At 72.4% G+C, this 22,575-nt stretch carries 20 protein-coding genes; 11 read left to right on the top strand and 9 right to left on the bottom strand.

Annotated elements, in window-relative coordinates; all coding sequences use genetic code 11:
* Positions 1–88: 88 nt before the first annotated feature.
* Positions 89–1,783, bottom strand: a complete 1,695-nt coding sequence (locus A3Q37_RS17520) for a bifunctional 3'-5' exonuclease/DNA polymerase (RefSeq protein ID WP_065485478.1) — start codon at positions 1,781–1,783, stop codon at positions 89–91.
* Between the two features lie 62 nt (positions 1,784–1,845).
* Here A3Q37_RS17520 and A3Q37_RS17515 point away from each other — a divergent pair, with 62 nt between their 5' ends.
* Positions 1,846–3,024, top strand: a complete 1,179-nt coding sequence (locus A3Q37_RS17515; protein WP_065485472.1) for a DUF2786 domain-containing protein — start codon at positions 1,846–1,848, stop codon at positions 3,022–3,024.
* A gap of 38 nt (positions 3,025–3,062) precedes the next feature.
* The gene (locus A3Q37_RS17510) at positions 3,063–5,189 is read left to right on the top strand and encodes an FUSC family protein (RefSeq protein WP_065485467.1); all 2,127 of its coding nucleotides are present in this window, start codon (positions 3,063–3,065) and stop codon (positions 5,187–5,189) included.
* A gap of 23 nt (positions 5,190–5,212) precedes the next feature.
* Here the strand turns inward: A3Q37_RS17510 and A3Q37_RS17505 are convergent, their stop codons facing one another.
* Positions 5,213–5,725, bottom strand: coding sequence for a hypothetical protein (locus A3Q37_RS17505; RefSeq protein ID WP_065485462.1), 513 nt, complete (start codon positions 5,723–5,725; stop codon positions 5,213–5,215).
* A 220-nt stretch (positions 5,726–5,945) separates the two neighbouring features.
* Here A3Q37_RS17505 and A3Q37_RS17500 point away from each other — a divergent pair, with 220 nt between their 5' ends.
* Positions 5,946–6,188, top strand: a complete 243-nt coding sequence (locus tag A3Q37_RS17500) for a DUF397 domain-containing protein (protein WP_003968242.1) — start codon at positions 5,946–5,948, stop codon at positions 6,186–6,188.
* Positions 6,189–6,234: 46 nt separating this feature from the next.
* Here A3Q37_RS17500 and A3Q37_RS17495 read toward each other — a convergent pair whose 3' ends face one another.
* Positions 6,235–6,732, bottom strand: a complete 498-nt coding sequence (locus A3Q37_RS17495) for an ATP-binding protein (protein ID WP_065485458.1) — start codon at positions 6,730–6,732, stop codon at positions 6,235–6,237.
* Between the two features lie 357 nt (positions 6,733–7,089).
* Here A3Q37_RS17495 and A3Q37_RS17490 point away from each other — a divergent pair, with 357 nt between their 5' ends.
* The 5 genes from A3Q37_RS17490 (at position 7,090) to A3Q37_RS17470 (ending at position 12,184) form a co-directional block, all read left to right on the top strand.
* On the top strand, positions 7,090–7,953 hold the full coding sequence (locus A3Q37_RS17490; RefSeq protein ID WP_065485555.1) for a helix-turn-helix transcriptional regulator: 864 nt from the start codon (positions 7,090–7,092) through the stop codon (positions 7,951–7,953).
* A 59-nt stretch (positions 7,954–8,012) separates the two neighbouring features.
* Complete coding sequence (locus A3Q37_RS17485) at positions 8,013–9,470, top strand: aldehyde dehydrogenase family protein (RefSeq protein ID WP_065485456.1); 1,458 nt, start codon at positions 8,013–8,015, stop codon at positions 9,468–9,470.
* A gap of 175 nt (positions 9,471–9,645) precedes the next feature.
* Positions 9,646–10,287 (top strand): PadR family transcriptional regulator, encoded by a 642-nt coding sequence (locus A3Q37_RS17480; RefSeq protein ID WP_065485453.1) that lies wholly within the window; start codon positions 9,646–9,648, stop codon positions 10,285–10,287.
* A gap of 95 nt (positions 10,288–10,382) precedes the next feature.
* Positions 10,383–11,357, top strand: coding sequence for an ATP-binding cassette domain-containing protein (locus A3Q37_RS17475; protein WP_065485451.1), 975 nt, complete (start codon positions 10,383–10,385; stop codon positions 11,355–11,357).
* Positions 11,354–12,184 (top strand): ABC transporter permease, encoded by an 831-nt coding sequence (locus A3Q37_RS17470; RefSeq protein ID WP_065485449.1) that lies wholly within the window; start codon positions 11,354–11,356, stop codon positions 12,182–12,184. Before A3Q37_RS17475 ends, A3Q37_RS17470 begins: the two co-directional genes overlap by 4 nt.
* Before the next feature lie 12 nt (positions 12,185–12,196).
* On the opposite strand, the gene A3Q37_RS17465 is transcribed toward A3Q37_RS17470, so the two are convergent.
* The 4 genes from A3Q37_RS17465 to A3Q37_RS17450 form a co-directional block, all read right to left on the bottom strand.
* Positions 12,197–13,624 carry a glutamate decarboxylase gene (locus A3Q37_RS17465; protein WP_065485448.1) on the bottom strand — a complete coding sequence of 476 codons (1,428 nt, stop codon included), beginning with the start codon at positions 13,622–13,624 and terminating at the stop codon, positions 12,197–12,199.
* Positions 13,625–13,678: 54 nt separating this feature from the next.
* Positions 13,679–14,302 carry an NAD(P)H:quinone oxidoreductase gene (gene wrbA / locus A3Q37_RS17460; protein WP_065485445.1) on the bottom strand — a complete coding sequence of 208 codons (624 nt, stop codon included), beginning with the start codon at positions 14,300–14,302 and terminating at the stop codon, positions 13,679–13,681.
* A gap of 217 nt (positions 14,303–14,519) precedes the next feature.
* Positions 14,520–15,812, bottom strand: a complete 1,293-nt coding sequence (locus tag A3Q37_RS17455) for an ion channel protein (RefSeq protein WP_065485440.1) — start codon at positions 15,810–15,812, stop codon at positions 14,520–14,522.
* A gap of 183 nt (positions 15,813–15,995) precedes the next feature.
* Positions 15,996–16,361, bottom strand: a complete 366-nt coding sequence (locus A3Q37_RS17450; RefSeq protein ID WP_019762066.1) for a YbjQ family protein — start codon at positions 16,359–16,361, stop codon at positions 15,996–15,998.
* Positions 16,362–16,513: 152 nt separating this feature from the next.
* On the opposite strand from A3Q37_RS17450, the gene A3Q37_RS17445 reads away from it, so the two are divergent.
* Complete coding sequence (locus tag A3Q37_RS17445; RefSeq protein ID WP_065485437.1) at positions 16,514–17,233, top strand: DedA family protein; 720 nt, start codon at positions 16,514–16,516, stop codon at positions 17,231–17,233.
* Positions 17,234–17,347: 114 nt separating this feature from the next.
* Here A3Q37_RS17445 and A3Q37_RS17440 read toward each other — a convergent pair whose 3' ends face one another.
* Both A3Q37_RS17440 and A3Q37_RS17435 read right to left on the bottom strand, forming a co-directional pair.
* Positions 17,348–19,051, bottom strand: coding sequence for a threonine/serine exporter ThrE family protein (locus A3Q37_RS17440; protein WP_065485436.1), 1,704 nt, complete (start codon positions 19,049–19,051; stop codon positions 17,348–17,350).
* A gap of 188 nt (positions 19,052–19,239) precedes the next feature.
* Complete coding sequence (locus A3Q37_RS17435; RefSeq protein WP_003968257.1) at positions 19,240–19,734, bottom strand: inorganic diphosphatase; 495 nt, start codon at positions 19,732–19,734, stop codon at positions 19,240–19,242.
* Between the two features lie 86 nt (positions 19,735–19,820).
* Between A3Q37_RS17435 and dacB the strand changes: the two genes are divergently transcribed.
* Positions 19,821–21,296 carry a D-alanyl-D-alanine carboxypeptidase/D-alanyl-D-alanine-endopeptidase gene (gene dacB, locus A3Q37_RS17430; protein ID WP_255311838.1) on the top strand — a complete coding sequence of 492 codons (1,476 nt, stop codon included), beginning with the start codon at positions 19,821–19,823 and terminating at the stop codon, positions 21,294–21,296.
* A gap of 69 nt (positions 21,297–21,365) precedes the next feature.
* Positions 21,366–22,499 (top strand): zinc-dependent metalloprotease, encoded by a 1,134-nt coding sequence (locus tag A3Q37_RS17425; RefSeq protein WP_065485433.1) that lies wholly within the window; start codon positions 21,366–21,368, stop codon positions 22,497–22,499.
* Positions 22,500–22,575 lie beyond the last annotated feature (76 nt).

The raw sequence follows: 22,575 nt of genomic DNA, 5'->3' as shown, positions 1-22,575 counted from the left end.
GTAGACCGCAGGCGCGGGGCGCGGCGGGCCCGAGGCACAGCGGCCCGAGGCGCAGCGGTCCGGGGTCCGGCAAGCCGCGCCACCGCTGTCACTTCGCGTCCGCGTACCGCTCCACCACCGCCACCGTGAAGGGGAACCGCACCGGCGTCTGTCCGAACGCGGTCCGCCCGGCCTGCTCGCCCGCCGCGCGGATCGCCTCGGTGACGGCGGCGCTCTCCTCGGCCGGGCAGTGCACGATCACCTCGTCGTGCTGGAAGAACACGAGCTGCGCCCGCAGCCCCTGTTCGAAGAGCGTCCGGCGCAGCCCGGCCAGGAGCAGCAGCGCCCAGTCGGCCGCGCTGCCCTGCACCACGAAGTTACGGGTGAAGCGCCCCCGGGCCCGGGCCGTGCCGCCGCCGGACGCGGGCCCGGGGCCCCCGGCCTCCCCGGCGCCCTCCGGGTCCTCCTGGGGGATGCCCGCCTCCTCGTCCTGGCCCGCCGAGACGACCGGCGGGCTCGTGCGGCCCAGCCAGGTGCGCACCACGCGGCCCTCCTCGCCCGCCCGCGCCGCGTCGTCGACATACGCGACGGCGAGCGGGAAGCGGCGGCGCAGCGCGGCCAGGTTCTTCAGCCCGTCCCCGGAGGTCTGGCCGTAGATCGCGCCGAGCAGCGCCAGCTTGGCGTGTTCGCGGTCGCCGGAGAACGCCTGGTCGGACAGGGCCTTGTAGAGGTCGCCGTCATGGCCGGCCACCTCCATCAGGCCCCGGTCGCGGGAGATCGCCGCCAGCACCCGGGGCTCCATCTGGTCGGCGTCCGCGACGACGAGCCGCCACCCCGGATCGGCGACGACGGCCTGCCGGATCACCTTGGGGATCTGGAGGGCCCCGCCGCCGTTGGTCGTCCAGCGGCCGCTGACCGTGCCGCCCGGCTGGTACTCCGGGCGGAAGCGGCCCTCGCGCACCCAGTCCTGGAGCCAGGACCAGCCGTGCGCGGTCCAGATCCGGTACAGCTTCTTGTACGCGATCAGCGGCTCGACCGCCGGATGGTCCAGCTCCGCCAGCTCCCACCGCCGGGTCGACTTCACCCGGATCCCCGCCTGCGCGAACGCCTTCACCACATCGGCGGGCAGATCCGGGCGGACCCGTCTGCCGAACGCGGCCGACACCTCGTCCGCCAGCTCGGCGAGTCTGCGGGGCTCGCCGCCGCCCGCGTACCGCTCGCCCAGCAGCCCGTTCAGCAGCTCCCGGTGGACGTCGGCGCGCCAGGGCAGCCCGGCCCGGTGCATCTCGGCGGCCACGAGCATCCCCGCCGACTCCGACGCGGTCAGCAGCCGCATCCGGTCCGGGTGCTCCGCCGCGTCGTGTCGGCGCAGCTGGTCCGCGTAGACCCGCAGGAGCCCCTCGAACGGCACGTCGGTCCCCGACGACGCCTCGAAGAGGGAGGACTGCGCGCCCGGTTCGGCGGACCGGGCGGGCGGATCCGGCGGCACCGGCGCGTTGTCGAGGCGGGCCAGCGCGGCGGCGGCCGACCGGGGTTCGCCGAGCCGCCCCGCGTGCCCGAGCAGCAGCAGCTCGGCGCACTCGATGTCGTAACACCGCTCGACCCGGACCCCGGCGGCGAGCAGCCGGGGGTAGATCTCGGCGGTCGACCGCCACACCCAGCGCACCACGTCCGGGCGGGAGCGGACCGCCTCCACGAGGTCGGGCTCGGCGATCGCGGGACCGGCGGGCGTGCCGTCGCGGGCGAGCGGCGCGAGCAGCGCCCCGCCGCCGTCCGCTGCCGCCACCGCCCACCGTTCGGTCATGGGTGCGAGTCTGGCACCCGCCACTGACAACGCCCGGGAGCCGCGCGCCTACCCTTGGCCGGATGGAATCCGTGATCGACCGGGCGTGCGCGGCGGCCCTCTACGCGGAGGGCGACGCCGCCCTGGACACCGGCGCCTCCCTGCTCGCCGCCGCCCCGGACGCCGACGACGAGGCGCACCGGCGCGGCGAGGAGTTCGTGCGCCGGGCCTGGGAGCGCGGCTGGCACCCCGCCGACCTGGTCCGGTTCGTCCGCCGGGAGCTGGACGAGCGGCGGGCGGCGCTGGCCGGGACCCTGATCGCCGCCGAGACCGGCCGGTACGCGGAGCTGCCGCCCCGGTGGCGTCAGCAGCTCGCGGAACTTCCGCCGCCCGTGGAGCGCAACCGCCCCGACCGCTTCTCGTACGCCGCCGATCTGCTGGAGCTCTACCGCGTGCTGCTGCGGCTGCCCGCGATCGAGCCCGTGGGACCCCCGCCCGGCGCCGCCGCCGACCAGCTGCACCGGCCGCCCGCCGCCGACGAGCCCCGCATGCTCACCCGGATCCGGGCCCTGCTGGCGAAGGCGGAGGCGACCGGCTTCCCGGAGGAGGCCGAGGCGCTGACCACCAAGGCGCAGGAGCTGATGGCCCGGCACACCATCGACGAGGCCCTCCTCGCCGCCCGGACGCAGAGCCGCGAGACGCCGGGAGCCTGCCGGATCGGGGTGGAGCCCCCGTACGAGAGCGCCAAGGCGATCCTGCTGGACGCCGTCGCCTCCGCGAACCGCTGCCGGGCCGTGTGGAACGAGGACCTCGGCTTCTCCACGGTCGTCGGCTTCGAACCGGATCTGGAGGCGGTCGAGCTGCTGTTCACCTCGCTGCTCGTCCAGGGGACGACCGCGATGACCCGGGCGGAGGCCGGCCAGCGCGCCGGAGGCCGTAAGCGGACCAAGACCTTCCGGCAGGCGTTCCTGATGGGGTACGCCCAGCGCCTCGGGAGGCGGCTGGCGGCCGACGCCGAGCGGGTCACGGCGGAGGCGGACACCGGTGCGGGCGCGACGGGAGCGGGCGGCGGGCTGCTTCCCGTCCTCGCCGCCCGGGACGTCGCCGTCGCCGACACCGCCGAGCGGATGTTCCCGAGGACCACGACCACCCGGCTCCGCGGGGTCTCCGACCTGGCGGGCTGGACGCACGGCACCGAGGCCGCCGACCGGGCCCGCATGGGCGGGGCATCCCCTCGACCCGACGGGGAAATCACGGCGTAAGTCGGGCTTGTCCGAGATTGCACCGTTAGGCTCGGCCCATGAGCTGGCTCCGGGCGCTGAAGGAGACCGCCCGCTCGGGGCTGGAGATCGAGCGGCAGAGACTGGAACCCCTCATCGCCTTCCGCGGTGCGGCCGGACTCGCCCTCGTCGTCGGCATCAGCCTCGTGCTGTTCGGTCCGGAGATCGCGGCGAGCTCCGCGTTCGGCGCGTTCCAGGCGGCCATCGCCACCTTCCAGCGCAGCTGGCGGCCGCGCCCCGTCCTCGCCCTGGTCTCCGGGGCGAGCCTCGCCGTCTCGACGTTCGTCGGGTACGTCAGCGGCGCGCACGTCGTCCTCTTCCTCTGCCTGCTCGGCCTCTGGACCTTCCTCGCCGGGCTCGCCTGGGCGGCGGGCCCCACGGCGGGCATCATCGCCGCGTCCAACGTCGCGATCATGCTGGTGACCATCACCCTGCCCACCTCGGTCGTGGACGCCGCCGCGCACGCGGGGATGATCGCCGTCGGCGGCCTCGTGCAGGCCGCGCTGATCGTCCTCTTCCCGGTCCGCAGATGGGGCGCCCAGCGCGACGCGCTCGCCGACGCCCTGGCCGCCGAGGCCGACTACGCCCGCCGGCTGCGCCACGACCCGGTCGCGCCCTTCGACCCGCTGCCCCTGATGACCGCCCGCAGCGCCGCCGCCGTCACCCCGCGCGAGGCCCGCCGCCGCCCCGCCGAGCTGCGCGGCGCCCGTGGGGTGGCCGAGCGGCTGCGCCCGGTGCTGGCCTCGCTGGCGGACCCGGCGATGGGGGTGCCCGGCGACGGCCTGGAGCGGCTCTGGGTGAACGAGCTGCTGGGCGCGGCCGGATCGGTCCTGGACGCCGCCGCGCGGGCCGTCCGGCACGGCGAACCCGTCCACCTCTCCGCCACCGACCTCGGCGTCCTGAAGACCCCCGACAACGACGTGATCCTCGTCGGCCCCGCCCGCCGCGCCGCCGACCGGCTCTCGGCCCTGCTCGACGACGTCCTGGAGATCGCGGAGGGCACCGGGACCGACAGCGGGATCCCCGCCGACCTCGCCCCGGACACCCGGCACCGGCCCTCGCTGCTGAAGCTGGTCCCGGTGGTGCTGGCCGCGATGCGCCGCGAACTGCACCACGGCTCGCCGATCCTGCGCCACGCGATCCGGGTCGCGGTGGTCGCCGTCTCTGGCTACTTCGTGGGGGAGGCCGTGCCGCTCGGCCACGGCTACTGGGCGCCGATGACCGCCGTCATGGTGATGCGGCCCGAGTTCTCGCAGACGTACGCCCGCTCCGCCGGACGCTTCGGCGGCACCCTCGTCGGGGTCGGGCTCGCCACCGCGATCGTGCAGACCGCCCACCCCGACGCCCGGCTCTCCGCGCTCCTCGCGGTGATCTGCGCCGGGCTGATGTATCTGCTGATGGGCACCGGCTACGCGGTCGGCCAGGTGTGCGTCGCCGCGTACGTCGTCTTCCTGCTCGGCATGGCCGGCGACGACTGGTCCCAGACCGTCACCGAACGCATCGTGCTGACCCTGGTCGGCGGGCTCCTCGCGATGATCGCGTACGCCCTCTACCCGGCCTGGGAGACCCCGCGGCTGCGCAACCGGCTGGCGGAGTGGCTGGTGGCGGACGGGCGGTACGCGGCCACGGTCGTCGACCGGTACGCCGACCCCGCGTCGCGCGACAACGAGGACGTCCGGGACGCGCTGATCGCCACCCGGGAGGCCCGTGTCGCCTGGCAGGAGGCGCTGGCGACCGCCCAGCACGAACCCGTACGCCACCGGGGCATCTCCCGGGCCGCCGCCACCGACGCCCAGCACGCGCTGGCCCAGCTGGGCCGGTCCGCGATGGTCCTGGAGGCCCATCTGCCGGCCCGGTCCGCCGACCCGGTGCCCGGCGCCGCCCAGCTGGCCGAGGCGTTGCGCCGGGCCACCGAGAAGGGCGCCAAGGCGGTACGGGAGCGGCGGCTGCCGGACTGGCAGCCGGTGGTGGACGCGGTGGCCCACTGGGACATGCCCACCCCGACGGACGACGGCACGACCCCGGTCGGCGATCCGGTCGTGCGCCGGGGTGCGGCGCTGCTGCTGGACGCGCTGGAGGAGTTCACCCGCGCCCTGGACGAGCGCGGCGGTTCCACCCGCGTCAGCAGCGTCCTCGCCGAGGACTGAGCGCCCCCGGCGGGCACACGGCCTTACGGCGCGGGGATGTCGGGCAGGTCCCCCAGGTCGGGGAGCGAGGGCATGCCGCTCGGCAGCTTGCCCGCCTCCGCCTTGGCGAGGCTGTCCTTGGCGCCGCCGTCCCACGAGACGACCAGCTTCGAGCCGTCGACGGAGTCGATCGCGCCCATCGTGCGGTCGGTGCCGCCGTCGGTGCACTTCAGCGCGAGCATCGGCTCGCCGCCCATGTCCTTCACATCGCCCTGGCACACGGACTGGTCGGCGACGAGGGCGACCTTGCGGGCGGCGATGGACACGGTGACGTTCTTGCCGTCCGTCAGCCCCACCCAGGTGCCCTCCAGCGCGGCGGCGTCGACGCCCCCGCCGGAATCCCCGGATCCCTCGCCGCCACCGGCGCCGGGCGTCGCGCTCGCCGACGCGTCCGCGCCGGAGTCCTTCTTCGCGTCGTCGCTGCCGCAGGCGGTCAGCGCGAACGAGGCGGCCAGAGCGGCCACCGCGATGGCGCCGGTGCGTAGAGACCTGGTCACGTGGAGTTCCCCCTTGCTGATTTCCGATCGAAAGACCGCGCCACGTTACCAAGGTCCACACGGATCAACTCCGGTAAGCGGGAGCGAAATAGCCGCGCCGTTCGTCTTGTAATCAAAGGAACACCCCGCGTGCACGTGCATCTGCTCATGCATTGGCATATGAACAGAGCTATGATCCGAGCTAGTTGACACTTGCACCTTGCAACTCGGGGAGCGTCCTGTGCACCACGTGTACAACGGCATGGCGGCCACAGAGCTTCGCGGAGTCGTCTGGCAGAAGAGCAGGCACAGCAACTCCCAGGGATCCTGCGTGGAGTTCGCGCGGCTGCCCGGAGGGAATGTGGCGATGCGGAACTCCCGTCACCCCGACGGGCCCGCCCTCGTCTATACGCCCGCGGAGATCGAGGCGTTGCTGCTGGGCGTCAAGGACGGCGAGTTCGACCATCTCGCGGCCGGCGCCTGACGCCGGGTCCGGCCCACGAGGGACCGGACCGGGGTTTGTGCGAGCCCTACTCCGTCTTTTCCGGCAGCCGGAAAAGGGCCCAGACGACCTTGCCGTACAGCGGCCCCGAGGGCAGTTCTCCGAGCGGTACGGGAGAGGGGTGCCAGCCCCAGCTGTCGCTGACGCATTCCACCAGGAACAGTCCGCGGCCCGATTCGGCGGAATCCGCCGCCTCGCCCGCCACCGGGCTCTCCCGGCTGGGATCGCGCACCGCGCACACCAGCCGCGAGGTCCACCGCATCAGATGCAGCCGCACCGGCGGGTCCTGGAACTCCCGCGGCGGATCGGCGGGCAGCGCGTGGCGCAGGGCGTTGGTGACGAGTTCGGAGACCACCAGGGCGACATCGTCGAACCGGTCGCCCAGCTCCCACCGCTCCAGTGTGGTCCGAGTGAACTTCCGTGCCCCGCCGACCGCTTCGTAACGCGCCGGCAGAGCGCACGAGGCCGATCCGGCAACCCCTGAGGGGTCGGTGGGGGGAAGCCCCTGCCGTAACGGCTCGAGCATCGTCGATCCATTCGTCCCCATACGAGGCACTCCCGGGATTCGCGGCTGTAGCGGCACTGCCTGTAGCGGTACTGCGGGGGGTACAGCGGCACAACACGAGCACGCAGGTGCGCGGGGACCATGGTTCCGAATGCGCACAGCAGATGCAAGGGCAGATGCACGTGCACGCGCCGGACCTGCCCGATACCGTGGTGGTTGCGGGGTATTTCTTCCCGGAGTCAGTTTCGGAGCTTTCCGGACGTCTTCCCATTTCCGTAATCGAATGAGTACGGGCTGAAGCGTTTTGGTGGCAGAATCCGGCACTCGGGGTTCCGGGGGGCTCCGGTGCCAGGGAGAGCGATGGGGAGGGTCGGGCCAGTGTCGGCAGGCGAGTCGAGTGGATCGGTGGTGCGGCGCATCCTCCTGGGCTCTCAGCTCAGGAGACTGCGGGAGTCGCGCGGTATCACCCGTGAGGCGGCCGGCTACTCGATCCGGGCCTCCGAATCGAAGATCAGCCGCATGGAGTTGGGACGGGTGAGCTTCAAGGCCAGGGACGTCGAGGACCTGCTCACGCTCTACGGAGTGGCCGACGAGGCGGAGCGCGACTCCCTCCTCGGCCTGGCCCGCGAGGCCAACGTGGCGGGCTGGTGGCACAGTTACGGCGATGTGCTGCCCGGCTGGTTCCAGACGTACATCGGCCTGGAGGGTGCCGCCTCCCTCATCCGTATCTATGAAGTGCAGTTCGTGCACGGGCTGTTGCAGACCGAGGCGTATGCCCACGCCGTCGTCTCGCGCGGCATGCGCGGAGCCTCGCCCGCCGAGATCGACCGCCGCGTCGCCCTGCGTCTGGAGCGTCAGAAGGCCCTCGTCTCGGAACGTGCCCCGACGTTCCACGCCGTGCTCGACGAGGCGGCGCTGCGCCGCCCGTACGGCGAACGCGAGGTGATGCGTGCCCAGTTGCGGCATCTGATCGATATGTCGGAGCAGCCGAACATCACGCTTCAGGTCATGCCCTTCAGTCATGGCGGCCATGCGGGCGAGAGTGGCTCATTCACGATGCTGCGCTTTCCGGAATCCGATCTGTCGGACATTGTCTATTTGGAGCAGCTGACGAGTGCGCTCTATCTGGACAAGCCCGAAGAAGTCGCGCAGTACGAAAAGGCGATGGCGGCTCTCGCCCAGGAGAGTCCGGCTCCGGAAGAGAGCCGGGATCTTCTGCGCGGACTACTCCAACTGACCTGATTTCTCGTTACGATGACGTCGCATCAGGAGTCTGCGAACGCCTTGCAGTAAGGGATTGCATGTCCTTCTTCCATGAACTGGCCCACCAGTACATCGACGGCGAGTGGCTGACCGGCAGCGGCTCGTGGGACATCATCGATTTCAATCCCTACAACGGTGAGAAACTCGCCGCCGTCACCGTGGCCACCGCGCTGGAGGTCGACCGGGCCTACCGGGCCGCCGAGCGGGCACAGCGGGAATGGGCCGGGGTCAACCCGTACGAGCGGCGCGCCGTCCTCGAACGCGCGCTCCGCATCACCGGTGAACGCGCCGAGGAGATCGCCGAGGCGATCATCGACGAGCTGGGCGGCACCCGGCCGCGCGCGCGGTACGAGGTCGACAGCGCGACCGAGTTCCTGCGCGAGGCGATCCGCCAGGCGCTGCGGCCCAGCGGGCGGCTGCTGCCCGCCGTGGGGGACGGCCGGGAGAACCGGCTCTACCGGCTGCCCGTCGGCGTCGTCGGGGTCATCAGCGCCTTCAACTTCCCTTTCCTGGTGACGATGAAGTCCGTCGCGCCCGCGCTGGCGCTGGGCAACGCGGTCGTCGTGAAGCCCCACCAGAACGCGCCCGTGGTCGGCGGCGGTCTGATAGCGAAGATCTTCGAGGAGGCGGGGCTGCCCGCCGGGCTGCTCAACGTCGTCATCACCGACAGCGCCGAGATAGGCGACGCGTTCATCGAACACCCCGTGCCCAGGGTGATCTCGTTCACCGGCTCCGACCGGGTCGGCCGGCACATAGCCGCCACGGCGGCGGGCGCCTTCAAGCGGACCATCCTCGAACTGAGCGGCAACAGCGCCCTGGTGGTGCTGGAGGACGCCGACATCGACTACGCGGTCCGCTCCGCCGTCTTCAGCCGCTTCCTGCACCAGGGGCAGGTGAGCATGGCGGCCAACCGGATCCTGGTGGACCGGTCGGTGGCCGAGGAGTTCACCGAGAAGTTCACCGCCGAGGTGGCCGCGCTGAAGGCCGGCGACCCGAGGGACCCGGAGACCCGGATCGGGCCTGTCATCAACGCCTTCCAGGCCGACGCGCTGGACGCGTTGGTGGACCGGGCGGTCGAGGACGGCGCGACGGCCCTCGTGAGGGGCCGGACCGTCGGCAACGTCGTCGGACCCACCGTCCTCACCGGTCTCGCGGAGGGCTCCCCGCTGCTCCAGCAGGAGATCCTCGGCCCGGTGGCCCTGCTGATGACGTTCGACGGCGAGGAGGAGGCCGTACGGATCGTCAACGAGGGCCCGTACGGCCTCAGCGGCGCGGTCCACACCCGGGACGCGGAGCGGGGCGTGAAGTTCGCGCAGCGCATCGTCAGCGGGATGTTCCACGTCAACGACTCCACCGTGCAGGACGATCCGCTGGTCGCGTTCGGCGGCGAGAAGACGTCCGGGGTGGGGCGGCTGAACGGCGAGGCGGTGGTGGAGGCGTTCACCACGCAGCGGTGGATGTCGATCCAGCACGGCCGCTCGGTCTTCCCGTACTGACGCTCGCGGAAGAGGCACGGGCCCCGTCACGACCGGTGCGCGGCCCCGGCCCTTCGGCGCTCCCGGCCCTTTGACACTCCCGGCCCCTGCCTGCCGTCCGGTACGAGGGCACACCTGCCGTCCGGACGCAAGCGACCGGGGCTACCCTAGTCAAAGTTGAATACGAAGGAGTGCCATGTCCGCGATCCGGCTGCTGGTCCTCGGCGCCGTGCGCATGCACGGCCGCGCGCACGGCTACCAGGTCCGCAACGACCTGGAGTACTGGGGTGCGCACGAGTGGTCCAACGCCAAGCCCGGGTCGATCTACCACGCCCTGAAGCAGATGGCGAAGCAGGGACTGCTCCTCGCGCACGAGACGGCCCCCTCCACGGCCGGCGGCCCGCCGCGCACCGAGTACGAGGTCACGGCCGAGGGCCTTGAGGAGTACCGGGCCCTGCTGCGGGACGCCATCCGCTCCTACGACCGGAACCTGGACGTCCTCTCGGCGGCGGTCGGCTTCATCGTCGACCTGCCCCGGGAAGAAGCGGTCGCGCTGCTCAAGGAGCGGATCGAGGGCATCCGGGAGTGGCGCGAGGCGGTCACCGAGTACTACACCCCCGAGGAAGGGCCCGAATCCCTCGGCCACATCGGCGAGATCATGAACCTGTGGGTGCACTCGGCGGACAGCGGCGCGGAGTGGACCCGGGGCCTGATCGCCCGCATCGAGGGCGGCGCGTACACCTTCGCGGGCGAGGGCGACCCGTTCGTCGGGGTGCTCGCCGAGGGGCAGGAGAACCCGTACGCCACCGGGGTGCCCGACCCCGGGGACGACGAGTAATCAAGTTTGACGAATGCCGGACCGGGGTTTACCTTCGACCTGCTAGTCAAGTTTGACTACAAGCGTCGTGAAGGCGTGGAAGGGCGGCGGGGAACGTGACGGAAGCGATCGTCATGGACGGAGTGCACAAGCGGTACGGGGAGAAGCGCGCCCTGGACGGACTGGACCTGGCCGTCGGCAGCGGCACCGTCCATGGGGTGCTCGGCCCCAACGGGGCGGGCAAGACCACCGCCGTACGGATCGTGTCGACGCTGCTGCGCCACGACGCGGGCCGGGTCACCGTGGCCGGCCTCGACGTCCGCGAGCGGGCGGGCGAGGTGCGGCGCAGGATCGGGCTGCTCGGGCAGCACGCGGCGGTGGACGAACAGCTCGGCGGACGGCAGAACCTGGAGATGTTCGGGCGGCTGTACCACCTGGGCGCACGCCGGGCGGGCAGCCGGGCGGACGAACTCCTGGAGCGGTTCGGCCTCGCGGACACCGGCCGCAAGGCGGTCAAGCAGTACAGCGGCGGCATGCGCAGACGGCTGGACCTCGCCGCGTCGCTGATCACCGATCCGGACGTGCTGTTCCTGGACGAGCCGACGACCGGCCTCGACCCGCGCGGCCGCACAGAAGTGTGGGACGCGGTGCGGTCCCTGGTCGGCGGCGGCACCACGGTGCTGCTGACCACCCAGTATCTGGAGGAGGCGGACCGGCTGGCCGACCGGATCTCTCTGATCGACCACGGCCGGGCCGTCGCCGAGGGCACCCCCGACGAGCTGAAGGCCCGCGTCGGCGGCGACCGGATCGACGTCGTCCTGCGCGACGCGTCCCGGCTGGCGGAGGCGGCCGCGCTGCTCGGCGGCGAGGACCTGACGCTCGACCCGGACCGGCGGCGGATCGGCGCGCCCGCCCTGGACCGGATGGCGGCCCTGACCCGGACGGTGCGGGTGCTGGACGAGGCGGGCATCGAGGCGGAGGACATCGCGGTGCGCCGCCCGACCCTGGACGAGGTGTTCCTGTCCCTGACCGGGCGGCCCGCCGAGGAACGGCGTACGGAGAAGGCGGAAAAGACGGAGGTGGCGGCATGAGCGCGGCGACGACGACGGCGGTTCCCGGACCGGACGGGGCGGCCTCCCGGCTCGGCTGGGCGCTGGCCGACTCCTGGACGATGACCCGCCGCGAACTGGCGCACTGGGCCCGGCAGCCCGTGGCGGTCCTCGTCAACCTGGTGTTCCCGGTGATGCTGCTGCTGATGTTCACCTATCTGGTGGGCGGCGGCCGGGGCGTGCCGGGCGACCCCACCGAGTACCTGGTGCCCGGGATGCTCGCGTTGACCATGGCCTTCGGCCTGGAGGGCACGATGCTCGCGGTCACCCAGGACCTCGGCAAGGGCGTCATCGACCGGTTCCGCTCGATGCCGATGGTCCCCGGCGCGGTGCTGGTGGGCCGCAGCGCCGCGGACATGCTCCAGTCCGTTCTCTCGCTCGCCGTGATGACCGGGGTCGGTTACGCGGTCGGCTGGCGCTGGCACAACGGGGCGGCGGCCGCGCTGGGGGCGGTGGGGCTGCTGCTCCTCCTGCGGTTCGCGATGCTGTGGGTCGGCATCCAGCTCGCCATGGTGGCGGGCAGGCCGGAGATGGTCACGGCGGTCCAGATCCTGGTCTGGCCGGTCGGCTTCCTCTCCAACGTCTTCGCCACCCCCGCGTCGATGCCGGGCTGGCTGGGCGCGGTGGTCGAGTGGAACCCCATGTCAGCGACCGCCACCGCCGTACGGGACCTGTTCGGCAACCCCGGCGGCGCGACCGGCTCCTGGGCCGCCGAGCACGCCGAACTCCTGGCGGTGCTGTGGCCGGTGGCGATCATCGCGGTGTTCTTCCCGCTGGCCGTACGGAAGTTCGCGCGGCTCAGCCGGTAGCGGCGAGCCGCCTCAGTGGTGGAAGGCCGTCGGGGCCTTCCGGTCATGGCTCACCGGGTGCTTCTGCGCCCGCAGTTCGGGCAGGAACAGCTTCAGGTCCTCGACCAGCAGATCCGCCAGGTCGGAGGAGAAGCCGTTGCGGCACACCACCCGCAGCACCGACAGATCCTGCCGGTTGGCGGGGAAGGTGTACGCGGGCACCAGCCAGCCGCGCTCCCGCAGCCGGCGCGACACGTCGAAGACGTCGTACGTGTGGACCTCGGCGGTCGTCGTGAACGCGAACACCGGCAACTGGTCTCCGCGGGTCAGGAGTTGGAAGTCGCCGAGGTCCTCCACCGCGCGGGCGAGCCCGCAGGCCACGTCCCGGGAGGCCTGCTGGACCGCCCGGTAGCCGTCGCGCCCGAGGCGCAGGAACGTGTAGTACTGCGCGACCACCTGCGCCCCGGGCCGGGAGAAGTTCAGGGCGAACGTCGGCATGTCGCCGCCCAGGTAGTTGACCCGGAACACCAGCTCCTCCGGCAACTCGTCCGACGTACGCCACAGCGCCCAGCCGACCCCCGGATAGACCAGGCCGTACTTGTGGCCCGAGGTGTTGATCGACGCCACCCGCGGCAGCCGGAAGTCCCACACGAGGTCCGGGTCGAGGAAGGGCGCCACCATCGCGCCGGACGCACCGTCCACATGGACGGGGATATCGAGGCCGGTACGTTCCTGGAGGGCGTCCAGAGCCGCGCAGAGGTCGGCGATCGGCTCGTAGGACCCGTCGAAGGTGGAGCCGAGGATGCCGACGACCCCGATGGTGTTCTCGTCGCAGAGTTCGGCGGCGGCCTGCGGGTCGATGTGGAAGCGCCCGCCCTCCATCGGGACCTGCCGGGCCTCCACCTCCCAGAAGTTGCAGAACTTCTCCCAGCAGACCTGCACATTGACGCCCATCACCAGATTGGGCCGTGCCGTCGCCGGATAGCGGTCCGCGTTCCGCTTCGCCCAGCGCCGCTTCAGGGCGAGCCCCGCGAGCATGCACGCCTCGCTCGACCCGGTGGTCGAACACCCCACGGCCGCCGCCGGATCGGGCGCGTTCCACAGGTCGGCGAGCATCGCCACACAGCGCCGCTCCAGCTCGGCGGTGCGCGGGTACTCGTCCTTGTCGATCATGTTCTTGTCCCGGCACTCGCTCATCAGGACGCCGGCCTGCGGCTCCATCCAGGTGGTGACGAACGTGGCCAGGTTGAGCCGGGAGTTGCCGTCGAGCATCAGCTCGTCATGGACCAGCCGGTACGCCGTCAGCGGCGGGATCGGCCCGTCGGGCAGCCGGTGCCGGGGCGGCGCGGTGTTCATCGCGGCCGTCGGGTCCGCCTCGCCGAAGAACGGATTCAGGGCCAGCCTGCGCCGCTCGTCGGAGGGCTCGTCCTGGTCCGGGTGGGCACCGCGGTGGAGCGGCATGGTGGGGGAGCCCTTCTGTCGGCCGACGGGGTCGGTGCGCGTCCGTGTGTGAGGTCAGTTCTCGGCGGCCAGGCCCGCCTTGATGGCCCGGGTGAACTTCACGACCCGCTCGGCCTGCACGCGGGCGGCGGTGAGCGTCTGCTCGCCGACCGGGAGGTCGCCCTGCCCGGCGATGTGCGAGGTGCCGTACGGGTTGCCGTCGACGAACTTCGTGGGGTCGGTGTACCCGGGGGTGACGAGGATGCCGCCGAAGTGATGGATCGTGTTGTACAGCGCGAGCAGCGTGGACTCCTGGCCGCCGTGGGCGGTGGCCGTGGAGGTGAAGCCGCTGTAGACCTTGTCGGCGAGCTGCCCCGACTGCCACAGCCCGCCGAGCGTGTCGAGGAACTGCTTCAGCTGCGCGGTGACGTTCCCGAACCGGGTCGGCGTACCGAAGATCACCGCGTCCGCCCAGACCATGTCGTCCGGCGAGACCTCGGGGATGTCCGCGGTCGCCTTCACGTTCTCCGCCCACGCCGGGTTGGAGTCGATGGCCGCCTGCGGGGCGAGCTCCGCCGCCCGGCGCAGCCGCACCCGCGCCCCGGCCCGCTCGGCGTCCTCGGCCATCGCCTTCGCGATCCTGGCGATGGTGCCGGTGGAGGAGTAATAGACGACGGCGACGTTGACGGGCGTGGGCATGCGGGGGACCTCCGTCGAAGCGGAATCGGTACGGGGCGGAGCAAAAGCGTACGAAACAGACGATACGGAGGTTCAGTGTGTCCGGCGCGCCGGACGGGGCCTTCCCCGTGACGGCGTACGGCTGCCGCTCGCCGAGGCGCTTTCGTACGCCGCCAACCGGCTCACCGCAGCGGCTTCCCGGCCGCGGCTCACCGCGGCCGCTTCGTACGGCCCCCGCTCACCGCAGCGGCTTCCCGTCCCCGTCCAGCTGCATCTGGGCCCGCCCCGTGACCAGTAGCCACGCGGGCAGGGTCGCCGCGCACAGCAGCGGCAGCACCGCCGCGTCGCCGACCATCGCCGCCGCCGTGAACAGGCTCACCCAGCCCTGCCGGGTGACGGCGAGCAGCACGCCCAGCACCGCGCAGGACACCGCGAGCGACGGCGGCACCGCGTCCACCAGCGCATGGGCGCACAGCCCGAGCGACACCCCGGCGAACACCGCCGGGAAGATCCGGCCGCCCCGGAAGCCGCACGTCGCCGCGATCACGAGGGCGGCCATCTTCACGATCGCCATCCCCGCGAACTCCCCGGCCGACCACCCGTCCGGGTCCCCGGCGAGCGTCTTCACCTCGTCGAGCCCCTTGAACAGAGTGAGATGGCCGCCCAGCGCGCCCAGCAGCCCCAGCACGAGACCGCCCACCGTCAGGGCGAGCACCGGATGCCGCAGCGCCGCGAAGACCCGGTGCGCCACCGGGAACGCGTACACCGCGAGCAGCCCGAGGAGCGCGCCCGCCGAGGCGATCAGCAGGGCGGAGAGCAGGTCGCCCCAGTGCGGTCCGGCGTACGCGGGGAGGGAGAGGTCGAAGCTCGGCTCCGCGATCAGCGACATGGTCAGCGCGCCCGCCGTACCGGCCGCGAGCGGGGCGAACAGCCGGTCCCAGAACGCCCCCGGGCCCGGCTGCGAGGCCAGCACCTCGGAGAGGATCAGCGCGGCGGCGACCGGCGTACCGAACAGCGCCCCGATCGTCCCGGCCGCCGCGAGCGCCACCCACACCTCGCCCGGGGCGCCGGGCGCGAACCGGCGGCCCAGCCAGAAGGCCAGGGCGACGTTGGCGGCGGTGATCGGGTTCTCCGGCCCGAGGCTCACCCCGCCCGCCAGCGCCAGGGCGGTCACGAGGAGCAGCCCGGGCACGATGCCGGGCCGCATCGGGGCGTCGACCAGCCCGGTGGTGGCCGGATCGGGCCCGCCGTGACCGGGCACGGTCCGCAGGACGAGCCCCACCGCGAGCCCGGTCGCGGTGAGCATCGCGACCATCCACAGCGAGGAGAACCGCCCCACCCCGAGCGCGTCGGGCAGGGTCTCCCAGAGCGCGTCCTGGAGCTGCTCCGCCAGCAGGCTCACCCCGAGCAGGATCAGCGCGCAGACGACGCCGACGGCGATCGCGGGCAGCACGAGCGGCAGCAGCCGCCGGGCCGGGGTGCCGGGCGGCTGCGGGGGAGCGGGCGGGGGCGCGGGGGATTCGGGGTCCACCGGCCCACCCTAGAGCGACAAAACACACATAAAGCCCAAGACCGGCCGGCCTCCGCCGCGTCACACCGGGCGGCACTACCGGCACCGCGTCACCCCCGGGCGGCCCGGCCGGTTCCGCATCACCCCGCGCGGCCCGGAGTCCCCAGCCGCAACGTCACACCGCGCCGCCCGCTCGGCCCCGCGTCACACCTTGCTGATCACCGCCGCCGTCCCGTACGCGCAGACCTCCGTGCCCACGTCCGCCGCCTCGGTCACGTCGAAGCGCATCATCAGGACCGCGTTGGCGCCCCGCGCCCGCGCCTGCTCCACCAGCCGCTCCATCGCCTGGTTACGGGTCTCGACCAGCGTCTTGGTCAGCCCCTTCAGCTCGCCGCCGATCATCGACTTCAGCCCGGCCCCGATCTGGCTGCCGAGGTGACGCGACCGCACGGTCAGCCCGAAGACCTCGCCGATGACCTGGGTCACCTGGTAGCCGGGTACGTCGTTCGTCGTGACGACCAGCACATCCGCCTGGGCCGTCTGGCCGCCGCCGAATTCCTCAATGCCCATGTTGGTGGCACCTCCTGTGATCAGCTTCGGGCCGCTTCGTAGGATGCGCATTCCCGCTGTACGCCACTGGAACCACGGGCGCTCATCGGGCGTTGATAGCTTGGGGCGGCCACAGAGCCGCCATCGCACCCCTCATCCTGGAGCCCGGACCCTTGAATACGCTTGCGCTCGGACCGAGCTGGCTGGACCCGGACTATCTGCTCAACACGTTCGGGCTCCCCGGCCTGCTCCTCATCGTCTTCGCCGAGTCCGGCCTCCTGATCGGGTTCTTCCTGCCCGGCGACTCGCTGCTGTTCACGACGGGTCTGCTGGTGACCACGGGACAGCTGAAGTACCCGCTCTGGCTGGTCTGCACGCTGATCGCCGTCGCCGCGATCGTCGGCGACCAGGTGGGGTATCTCTTCGGCCGCAAGGTCGGCCCGGCCCTCTTCAAGCGCCCCGACTCCCGCCTCTTCAAGCAGGAGAACGTGGAGAAGGCCCACGAGTTCTTCGAGAAGCACGGCCCGAAGTCCCTGGTCCTGGCGCGCTTCGTGCCCATCGTGCGGACGTTCACGCCGATCATCGCGGGCGTCAGCCGGATGAACTACCGCTCCTTCATCACGTACAACATCGTCGGCGCGATCCTCTGGGGCGTCGGCGTCACCGTGCTCGGAGCCCTCCTCGGCAAGATCGACTTCGTGCACGAGCACATCGAGATGATCCTCATCCTGATCGTGCTCATCTCCGTCGTGCCGATCGTGATCGAGGTGCTGCGGGCCCGCAGCCAGGGCAAGAAGGCCGCCGCGGCCGAGGCGGGCGACGGCTCCGGCCACCCCCCGGCGGGCGGCAACGGCCCCTCCTCCGGCCAGCGCGGCCGCCACGCCAAGCGCTGACCCGGAGCCGTACACGAGCAGAGAACCGCCCCACTCCGGAAGCCCCGGGGTGGGGCGTTGCCGTACGCACGACGGGGCGGCGGCGCTGTCGTACGTACGACAACGCCACCCGGCTCAGAACCCCCTCGTCCGCTTCGCCGCCCGGCGGCCCGCCCCGCCGATCGCGCCCGGCACCCCCATGAACAGCCGCGAGATCTCGCTCCCCAGATTCACCCCGATCGCGATGGCCAGCGCCGTCGCCGCCGCCGTCGACAGCGAGGTGAGCCCGGTGACCAGCTCGTTCTGCGCCACGCCCAGCAGACCGAAGTACGTCGCCGAACCGGGCAGCAGCGGCCCGATCGCCGCCGTGATGTACGGCAGGGAGGAGTGGAACCGGTAGCGCGAGAACAGCTGGCCGAACAGGCCCACCAGCCCGGCCGCCACCGCCGTCGCCGCGACCGGCGAGATGTTCCCGGTCCGGGCCATCGCCCCGAAGACGATCCAGGCGACGCCGCCGTTCAGGGTGACCGCCAGCACGGTCGACCGCTCCTGCTGGAGCAGTACGGCGAAGGCCAGGCTCAGCGCCATCGACGCCAGGATCTGGACCACCGGCTCGTTGTACGGCGTGAACCGGGCCTCGGGATTGAGCTGCGCCCCCAGCTGGAGCCCCAGGTACAGGACGATCAGCACGCCCGCGACGATCCCGATGAAGAAGTACATGACTTCGAGCAGCCGGGCCGAGGCGGTGATGTAGTAGCCGGTCAGCCCGTCCTGCACGCCCGCCACCAGCGCCCGCCCCGGCAGCAGCGCGAACAGCCCACCGGTGATCACCGCGGACGGGCGGATGTCCGTCGAGTGGGTCAGCGTCAGCGCCACCCCCATCGCGGCGGGCGGCATCGCGGCCACCGTGAACTGGTAGAACTCCGGCAGCCCGCGCCCGGCGCACAGCCACGCCAGCCGGTCGCCGAGCATCGCGCCCGCCGCCGCCACGACGAACACCAGGAACCCGCCGCCGACCAGTACGGATGCCGAGCCGGCCAGCAGCCCGGCGGCCGCCGTCAGCACCCAGCCCGGGTACGGGTGACGGTTACGGCGGATCTCCGCGAGCCGCCGGTAGGCCTCCTCCAGCGACACCTCGGTGTCCACGCTGGTGATGTCGTCGACCAGCCGGAACACCGCCGCGAGACGCGTGTAGTCGGTGCCCCGGCGGCGTACGGTACGGCTCGCGGTCACCGGGTCGTCGACCAGCGACGGCTGGTGCGAGATGGACAGCAGGGTGAACGTGACCGTCGGCTCGCTGCGGTCCAGGCCGTAGGACCGGGTCACCGCGAACATCGCCGCCTCGACGTCCTCGGCCCCCTCGCCGCCTGCCAGCAGCAGCTCCCCGATACGCAGCGTCAGGTCGAGCACGCGCGGCACGGCCGGACCCGTGTCGTCGTCGGTGCGCTGGATCGACTCGGCCGCCGGACGCTCGGTCACCGGCATCCGCAGCATCGTGCGCATCCGGTCCTGCCAGGGCGCCTCCTTGGTCAGCTTGACCATCGGAATGCCCTGCGCCGGGGTGAAGGCGGGCGGCGACTGCTGGGCCCGGTACGTGCTCGGCGGCGTGAAAGCGGAACTCAGCGTGTCGGAGTTCGAACCGCCCCCGGAGCCGCCGCCCTGGCCGGCCGGACCGTTCGGTTCCGGCTGCACCCCGGTCGGGAGCGCGAACTCCGACGTCGGATGGTCCTCCTCGGGCGGCGGCACCGGATGCATCGTCCCGGCGGGCGGGACGAAAGCGCTCCGCGCCTCGTCGGACTGGGGCTTCTGGTCCTCAGGACCGCCCGGTTCCGCCACCACTCGACCTCGTTCCTGCTCGACTGCACGTCACTGGGGGTCACCCCGCCGCACGTGTGCCCAGTATGGCCACCGGCATGGGCCCCGCACGCGCGGAAGTGCGGACAGCGAAACGGGCGGCACACCCGCGAAGGTGTACCGCCCGTTCGAAGACGGCCGTCCGGCTCACAAACGGAACCGGAAGAGGGACGTCAGTGCGCGCCGCCCTGCGCCTCAAGACGCTTGTAGGAGGCCTCGATCTCGGCCTCCGCCTCGGCGCGGCCGACCCAGTCGGCGCCCTCGACGGACTTGCCCGGCTCCAGGTCCTTGTAGACCTCGAAGAAGTGCTGGATCTCCAGGCGGTCGAACTCCGACACGTGGTGGATGTCGCGCAGGTGCTCCACGCGCGGGTCGGACGCCGGGACGCAGAGCAGCTTGTCGTCGCCGCCCGCCTCGTCGGTCATCCGGAACATGCCGATGGCGCGGCACTTGATGAGGCAACCGGGGAAGGTCGGCTCGTCCAGGATGACCAGCGCGTCCAGCGGGTCGCCGTCCTCGCCGAGGGTGTTCTCGACGAAGCCGTAGTCGGCCGGGTAGCTGGTCGAGGTGAAGAGTCGACGGTCCAGGCGGATCCGACCGGTCTCGTGGTCCACCTCGTACTTGTTCCGCGAACCCTTCGGGATCTCGATGGTGACGTCGAACTCCACGGGTGGCTCCTCCATGATCAACACATACGACTGGTGATTAAGTGTCCCCCACGCAGAAGTGTGCTCGCGAAAGGGGCTGGTCAGCGGTGGCCGAGCAGGTGGAAGAACCGTCGATGCGCCCCTCGGGCCCGTGGGGCGGGCCGAAGATCCTGACGAAGAAGCGCAACGGGGCGTACACCTGGCAGGTGATCGCAGGCTCCGCAGCGCTCGGCCTGGTCGTCGCCGCCGGCGCCGTCCTCGCCGCCGGCCCCTGGGACAACGGTCAGCGTAAGGCCGAGCGGGCACTCGCAGCCGCCGGTGACCGCACAGGTGGCGCACATCACGGCCGCCCGACGCCCGACGGCCCCCGCCCGGCCCCCAGCGCCCCGGCCGTCCTGCCCGCCCTCGGCACCACCACCCACGACGCCCCCCAGGACCCCGCCGCGCTCCGCGACACCCTCGCCCCGCTCATCGGCGAGCCCGGGCTCGGGGACAAGGTCGCGGCGTCCGTCATCGACACCGCCACCGGCGAGCAGCTGTACGGGCAGGGCGCCACGACCCCGATGACCCCGGCCTCCACCATCAAGATCGCCACCGCCGCCGCGGCCCTCTCCGTCCTCGGCACCGACCACCGCATCGAGACCACCGCCGCGCTGTCCCCCGACTCCCGCACCCTCACCCTCGTCGGCGGCGGCGACCCCACGCTCAGCGAGGCGGCCCTGCGCACGATGGCCGCCGACACCGCCGACGCCCTGCGCGAGGACGACAAGGAGTCCGTACGGCTCACGTACGACATCTCCCGCTACACCGGCCCCGTGCTCCACCCGATCAGCCCCAACGACAACATCGCACCCGTCACCGCCCTCATGGTCAACGAGGGCCGCCTCGACGACACGGACCGCGGCCCCGCCAAGCGCAGCAAGGGCCCCGCGGGCGACGCCGCCCGCACCTTCGCCGCCGCCCTGAAGAAGGCGGGCGTCGAGGTCACCGGCGCCCCCCGCGAGGCCCGCGCGGCCGACGACGCCCGCACCGTCGCCACCCACCGCTCGGCCCCGCTCGCCGCCCTCGTCGAACGCACCCTCACCAACAGCGACAACGACATCGCCGAGGCCCTCGCCCGGCAGACCGCCATCGCCAAGGGTGAGAAGGCCTCCTTCGCCGGGGCCCGGCGCGCCGTCACCAACGAGCTGAAGAAACTCAAGGTCCCGGTGGCCGGCGCCCACTTCGCCGACGGCAGCGGCCTGGACCGCGCGGACCGGGTCACCCCCGCCCTCCTCACCGCGCTCCTCGCCCGCGCCGCCGACCCGGAACGCCCCGGACTCCGCCCGGTCCTCACCGGCCTCCCGATCGCCGGCTTCAGCGGCACCCTCGGCGGCCGCTACGCACCCGACGCCGAAGGCACCGGCCTGATCCGCGCCAAGACCGGCACCCTCCTGGGCGTCAACTCCCTCGCCGGCACCGTCGTCGACCGCCGGGGCCGCCTGCTCGCCTTCGCCTTCCTCGCCTCCGGCAGCCTCAAAGCGACCGAGGCCGAACCCGTCCTGGACGCCCTGGCCACCGCACTCGCCGGAACGGGCGGCTGAGCCGTCGCCGTACCCGAAGAGCCCCGCAACACCCCACCAAGGGACGACAGGCTCACGTACGGTTGACGCATGACGAGCATCGGTGGTGCCCAGATGGTCGACTGGAATCTCGCGGTGGCGACCGCGACCCGGCTCGTACGGCCCGGGCCCGACATCAGCCGCGAGGAGGCCCGCGCCGTCGTCGCGGAGCTCCGGCGGCACGCCAAGGCCTCCGAGGAACACGTCCGGCTCTTCACCCGGATGATCCCCGAAGGCACCGAACCCGAGGACACCCCCGTCCTCGTCGTCGACCGCCCCGGCTGGGTCAAGGCCAACGTCGCCGGCTTCCGCGAACTCCTCCAGCCCCTGCTCGCCAAGATGGAGAGCCGCCGCTCCGGCGGACCCGGCGGCGCCGTCCTCGGCGCGGTCGGCGGCAAGGTCACCGGCGTCGAGCTGGGCATGCTGCTCTCGTTCCTCGCCTCCCGGGTGCTCGGCCAGTACGAGACGTTCGCCCCCGCCACCCGAGAGCTCCCCGCCTCCGCGAACGGCGGCGGCCGGCTCCTCCTCGTCGCCCCCAACATCGTCCACGTCGAACGCGAGCTGGACGTCGACCCGCACGACTTCCGGCTCTGGGTCGCCCTCCACGAGGAGACCCACCGCACCCAGTTCACCGGCGTGCCCTGGCTCCGCGACCACCTCCAGGGCGAGATCCAGACGTTCCTCGACGAGACCGACGTCGACCCCACGACCTTCCTGGAACGCCTCCGCGAGGCCGCCCAGTCCCTCTCCGGCGGCCGCCCCGAGGGCGAACAGGGCGAGAGCGACGGCCGCAGCCTCGTCGACATCGTCCAGACCCCCGCCCAGCGCGAGGTCCTCGGCCGCCTCACCGCCGTCATGTCCCTCCTCGAAGGACACGCGGACTACGTCATGGACGGCGTCGGCCCCGACGTCGTCGGCTCCGTCTCCGAGATCCGCGAGAAGTTCCAGCAGCGCCGCGCCCAGGGAGCCGGCCGCCTCGACCAGGCCCTGCGCAAGCTCCTCGGCCTCGACGCCAAGCTCCGCCAGTACAAGGACGGCGAGAAGTTCGTACGGTCGGTCGTCGACGAGGTCGGCATGGACGGCTTCAACCGCGTCTGGACCTCGCCCAACACCCTCCCGACCAAGGCCGAGATCGCCAAGCCCGCCGACTGGGTCGCGCGCGTGCACCGTAAGGCCGAATCCTGACCGTCCGGCGCCCCGGACCGTCCCGAGGGACCGATATTCGCCCCCCAATCACCCATCCGAGGGACCATGGAGGCCC

Source organism: Streptomyces sp. PTY087I2, assembly GCF_001687325.1.
Lineage (GTDB): Bacteria > Actinomycetota > Actinomycetes > Streptomycetales > Streptomycetaceae > Streptomyces.
The sequence above is the reverse complement of the archived record's forward strand: the minus strand, read 5'-3'. Positions and strand labels throughout refer to the sequence as shown.

What these genes read in the sequence shown, in the direction of transcription:
- A3Q37_RS17515 (WP_065485472.1), top strand. Translation starts at nt 1,846, where the DNA reads ATGGAATCCGTGATCGACCGGGCGTGCGCGGCGGCCCTCTACGCGGAG.
- A3Q37_RS17520 (WP_065485478.1), bottom strand. Translation starts at nt 1,783, where the DNA reads ATGACCGAACGGTGGGCGGTGGCGGCAGCGGACGGCGGCGGGGCGCTG.
- A3Q37_RS17470 (WP_065485449.1), top strand. Translation starts at nt 11,354, where the DNA reads ATGAGCGCGGCGACGACGACGGCGGTTCCCGGACCGGACGGGGCGGCC.
- A3Q37_RS17510 (WP_065485467.1), top strand. Translation starts at nt 3,063, where the DNA reads ATGAGCTGGCTCCGGGCGCTGAAGGAGACCGCCCGCTCGGGGCTGGAG.
- A3Q37_RS17425 (WP_065485433.1), top strand. Translation starts at nt 21,366, where the DNA reads ATGACGAGCATCGGTGGTGCCCAGATGGTCGACTGGAATCTCGCGGTG.
- A3Q37_RS17480 (WP_065485453.1), top strand. Translation starts at nt 9,646, where the DNA reads ATGTCCGCGATCCGGCTGCTGGTCCTCGGCGCCGTGCGCATGCACGGC.
- A3Q37_RS17495 (WP_065485458.1), bottom strand. Translation starts at nt 6,732, where the DNA reads ATGCTCGAGCCGTTACGGCAGGGGCTTCCCCCCACCGACCCCTCAGGG.
- A3Q37_RS17465 (WP_065485448.1), bottom strand. Translation starts at nt 13,624, where the DNA reads ATGCCGCTCCACCGCGGTGCCCACCCGGACCAGGACGAGCCCTCCGAC.
- A3Q37_RS17450 (WP_019762066.1), bottom strand. Translation starts at nt 16,361, where the DNA reads ATGGGCATTGAGGAATTCGGCGGCGGCCAGACGGCCCAGGCGGATGTG.
- A3Q37_RS17485 (WP_065485456.1), top strand. Translation starts at nt 8,013, where the DNA reads ATGTCCTTCTTCCATGAACTGGCCCACCAGTACATCGACGGCGAGTGG.
- wrbA (WP_065485445.1), bottom strand. Translation starts at nt 14,302, where the DNA reads ATGCCCACGCCCGTCAACGTCGCCGTCGTCTATTACTCCTCCACCGGC.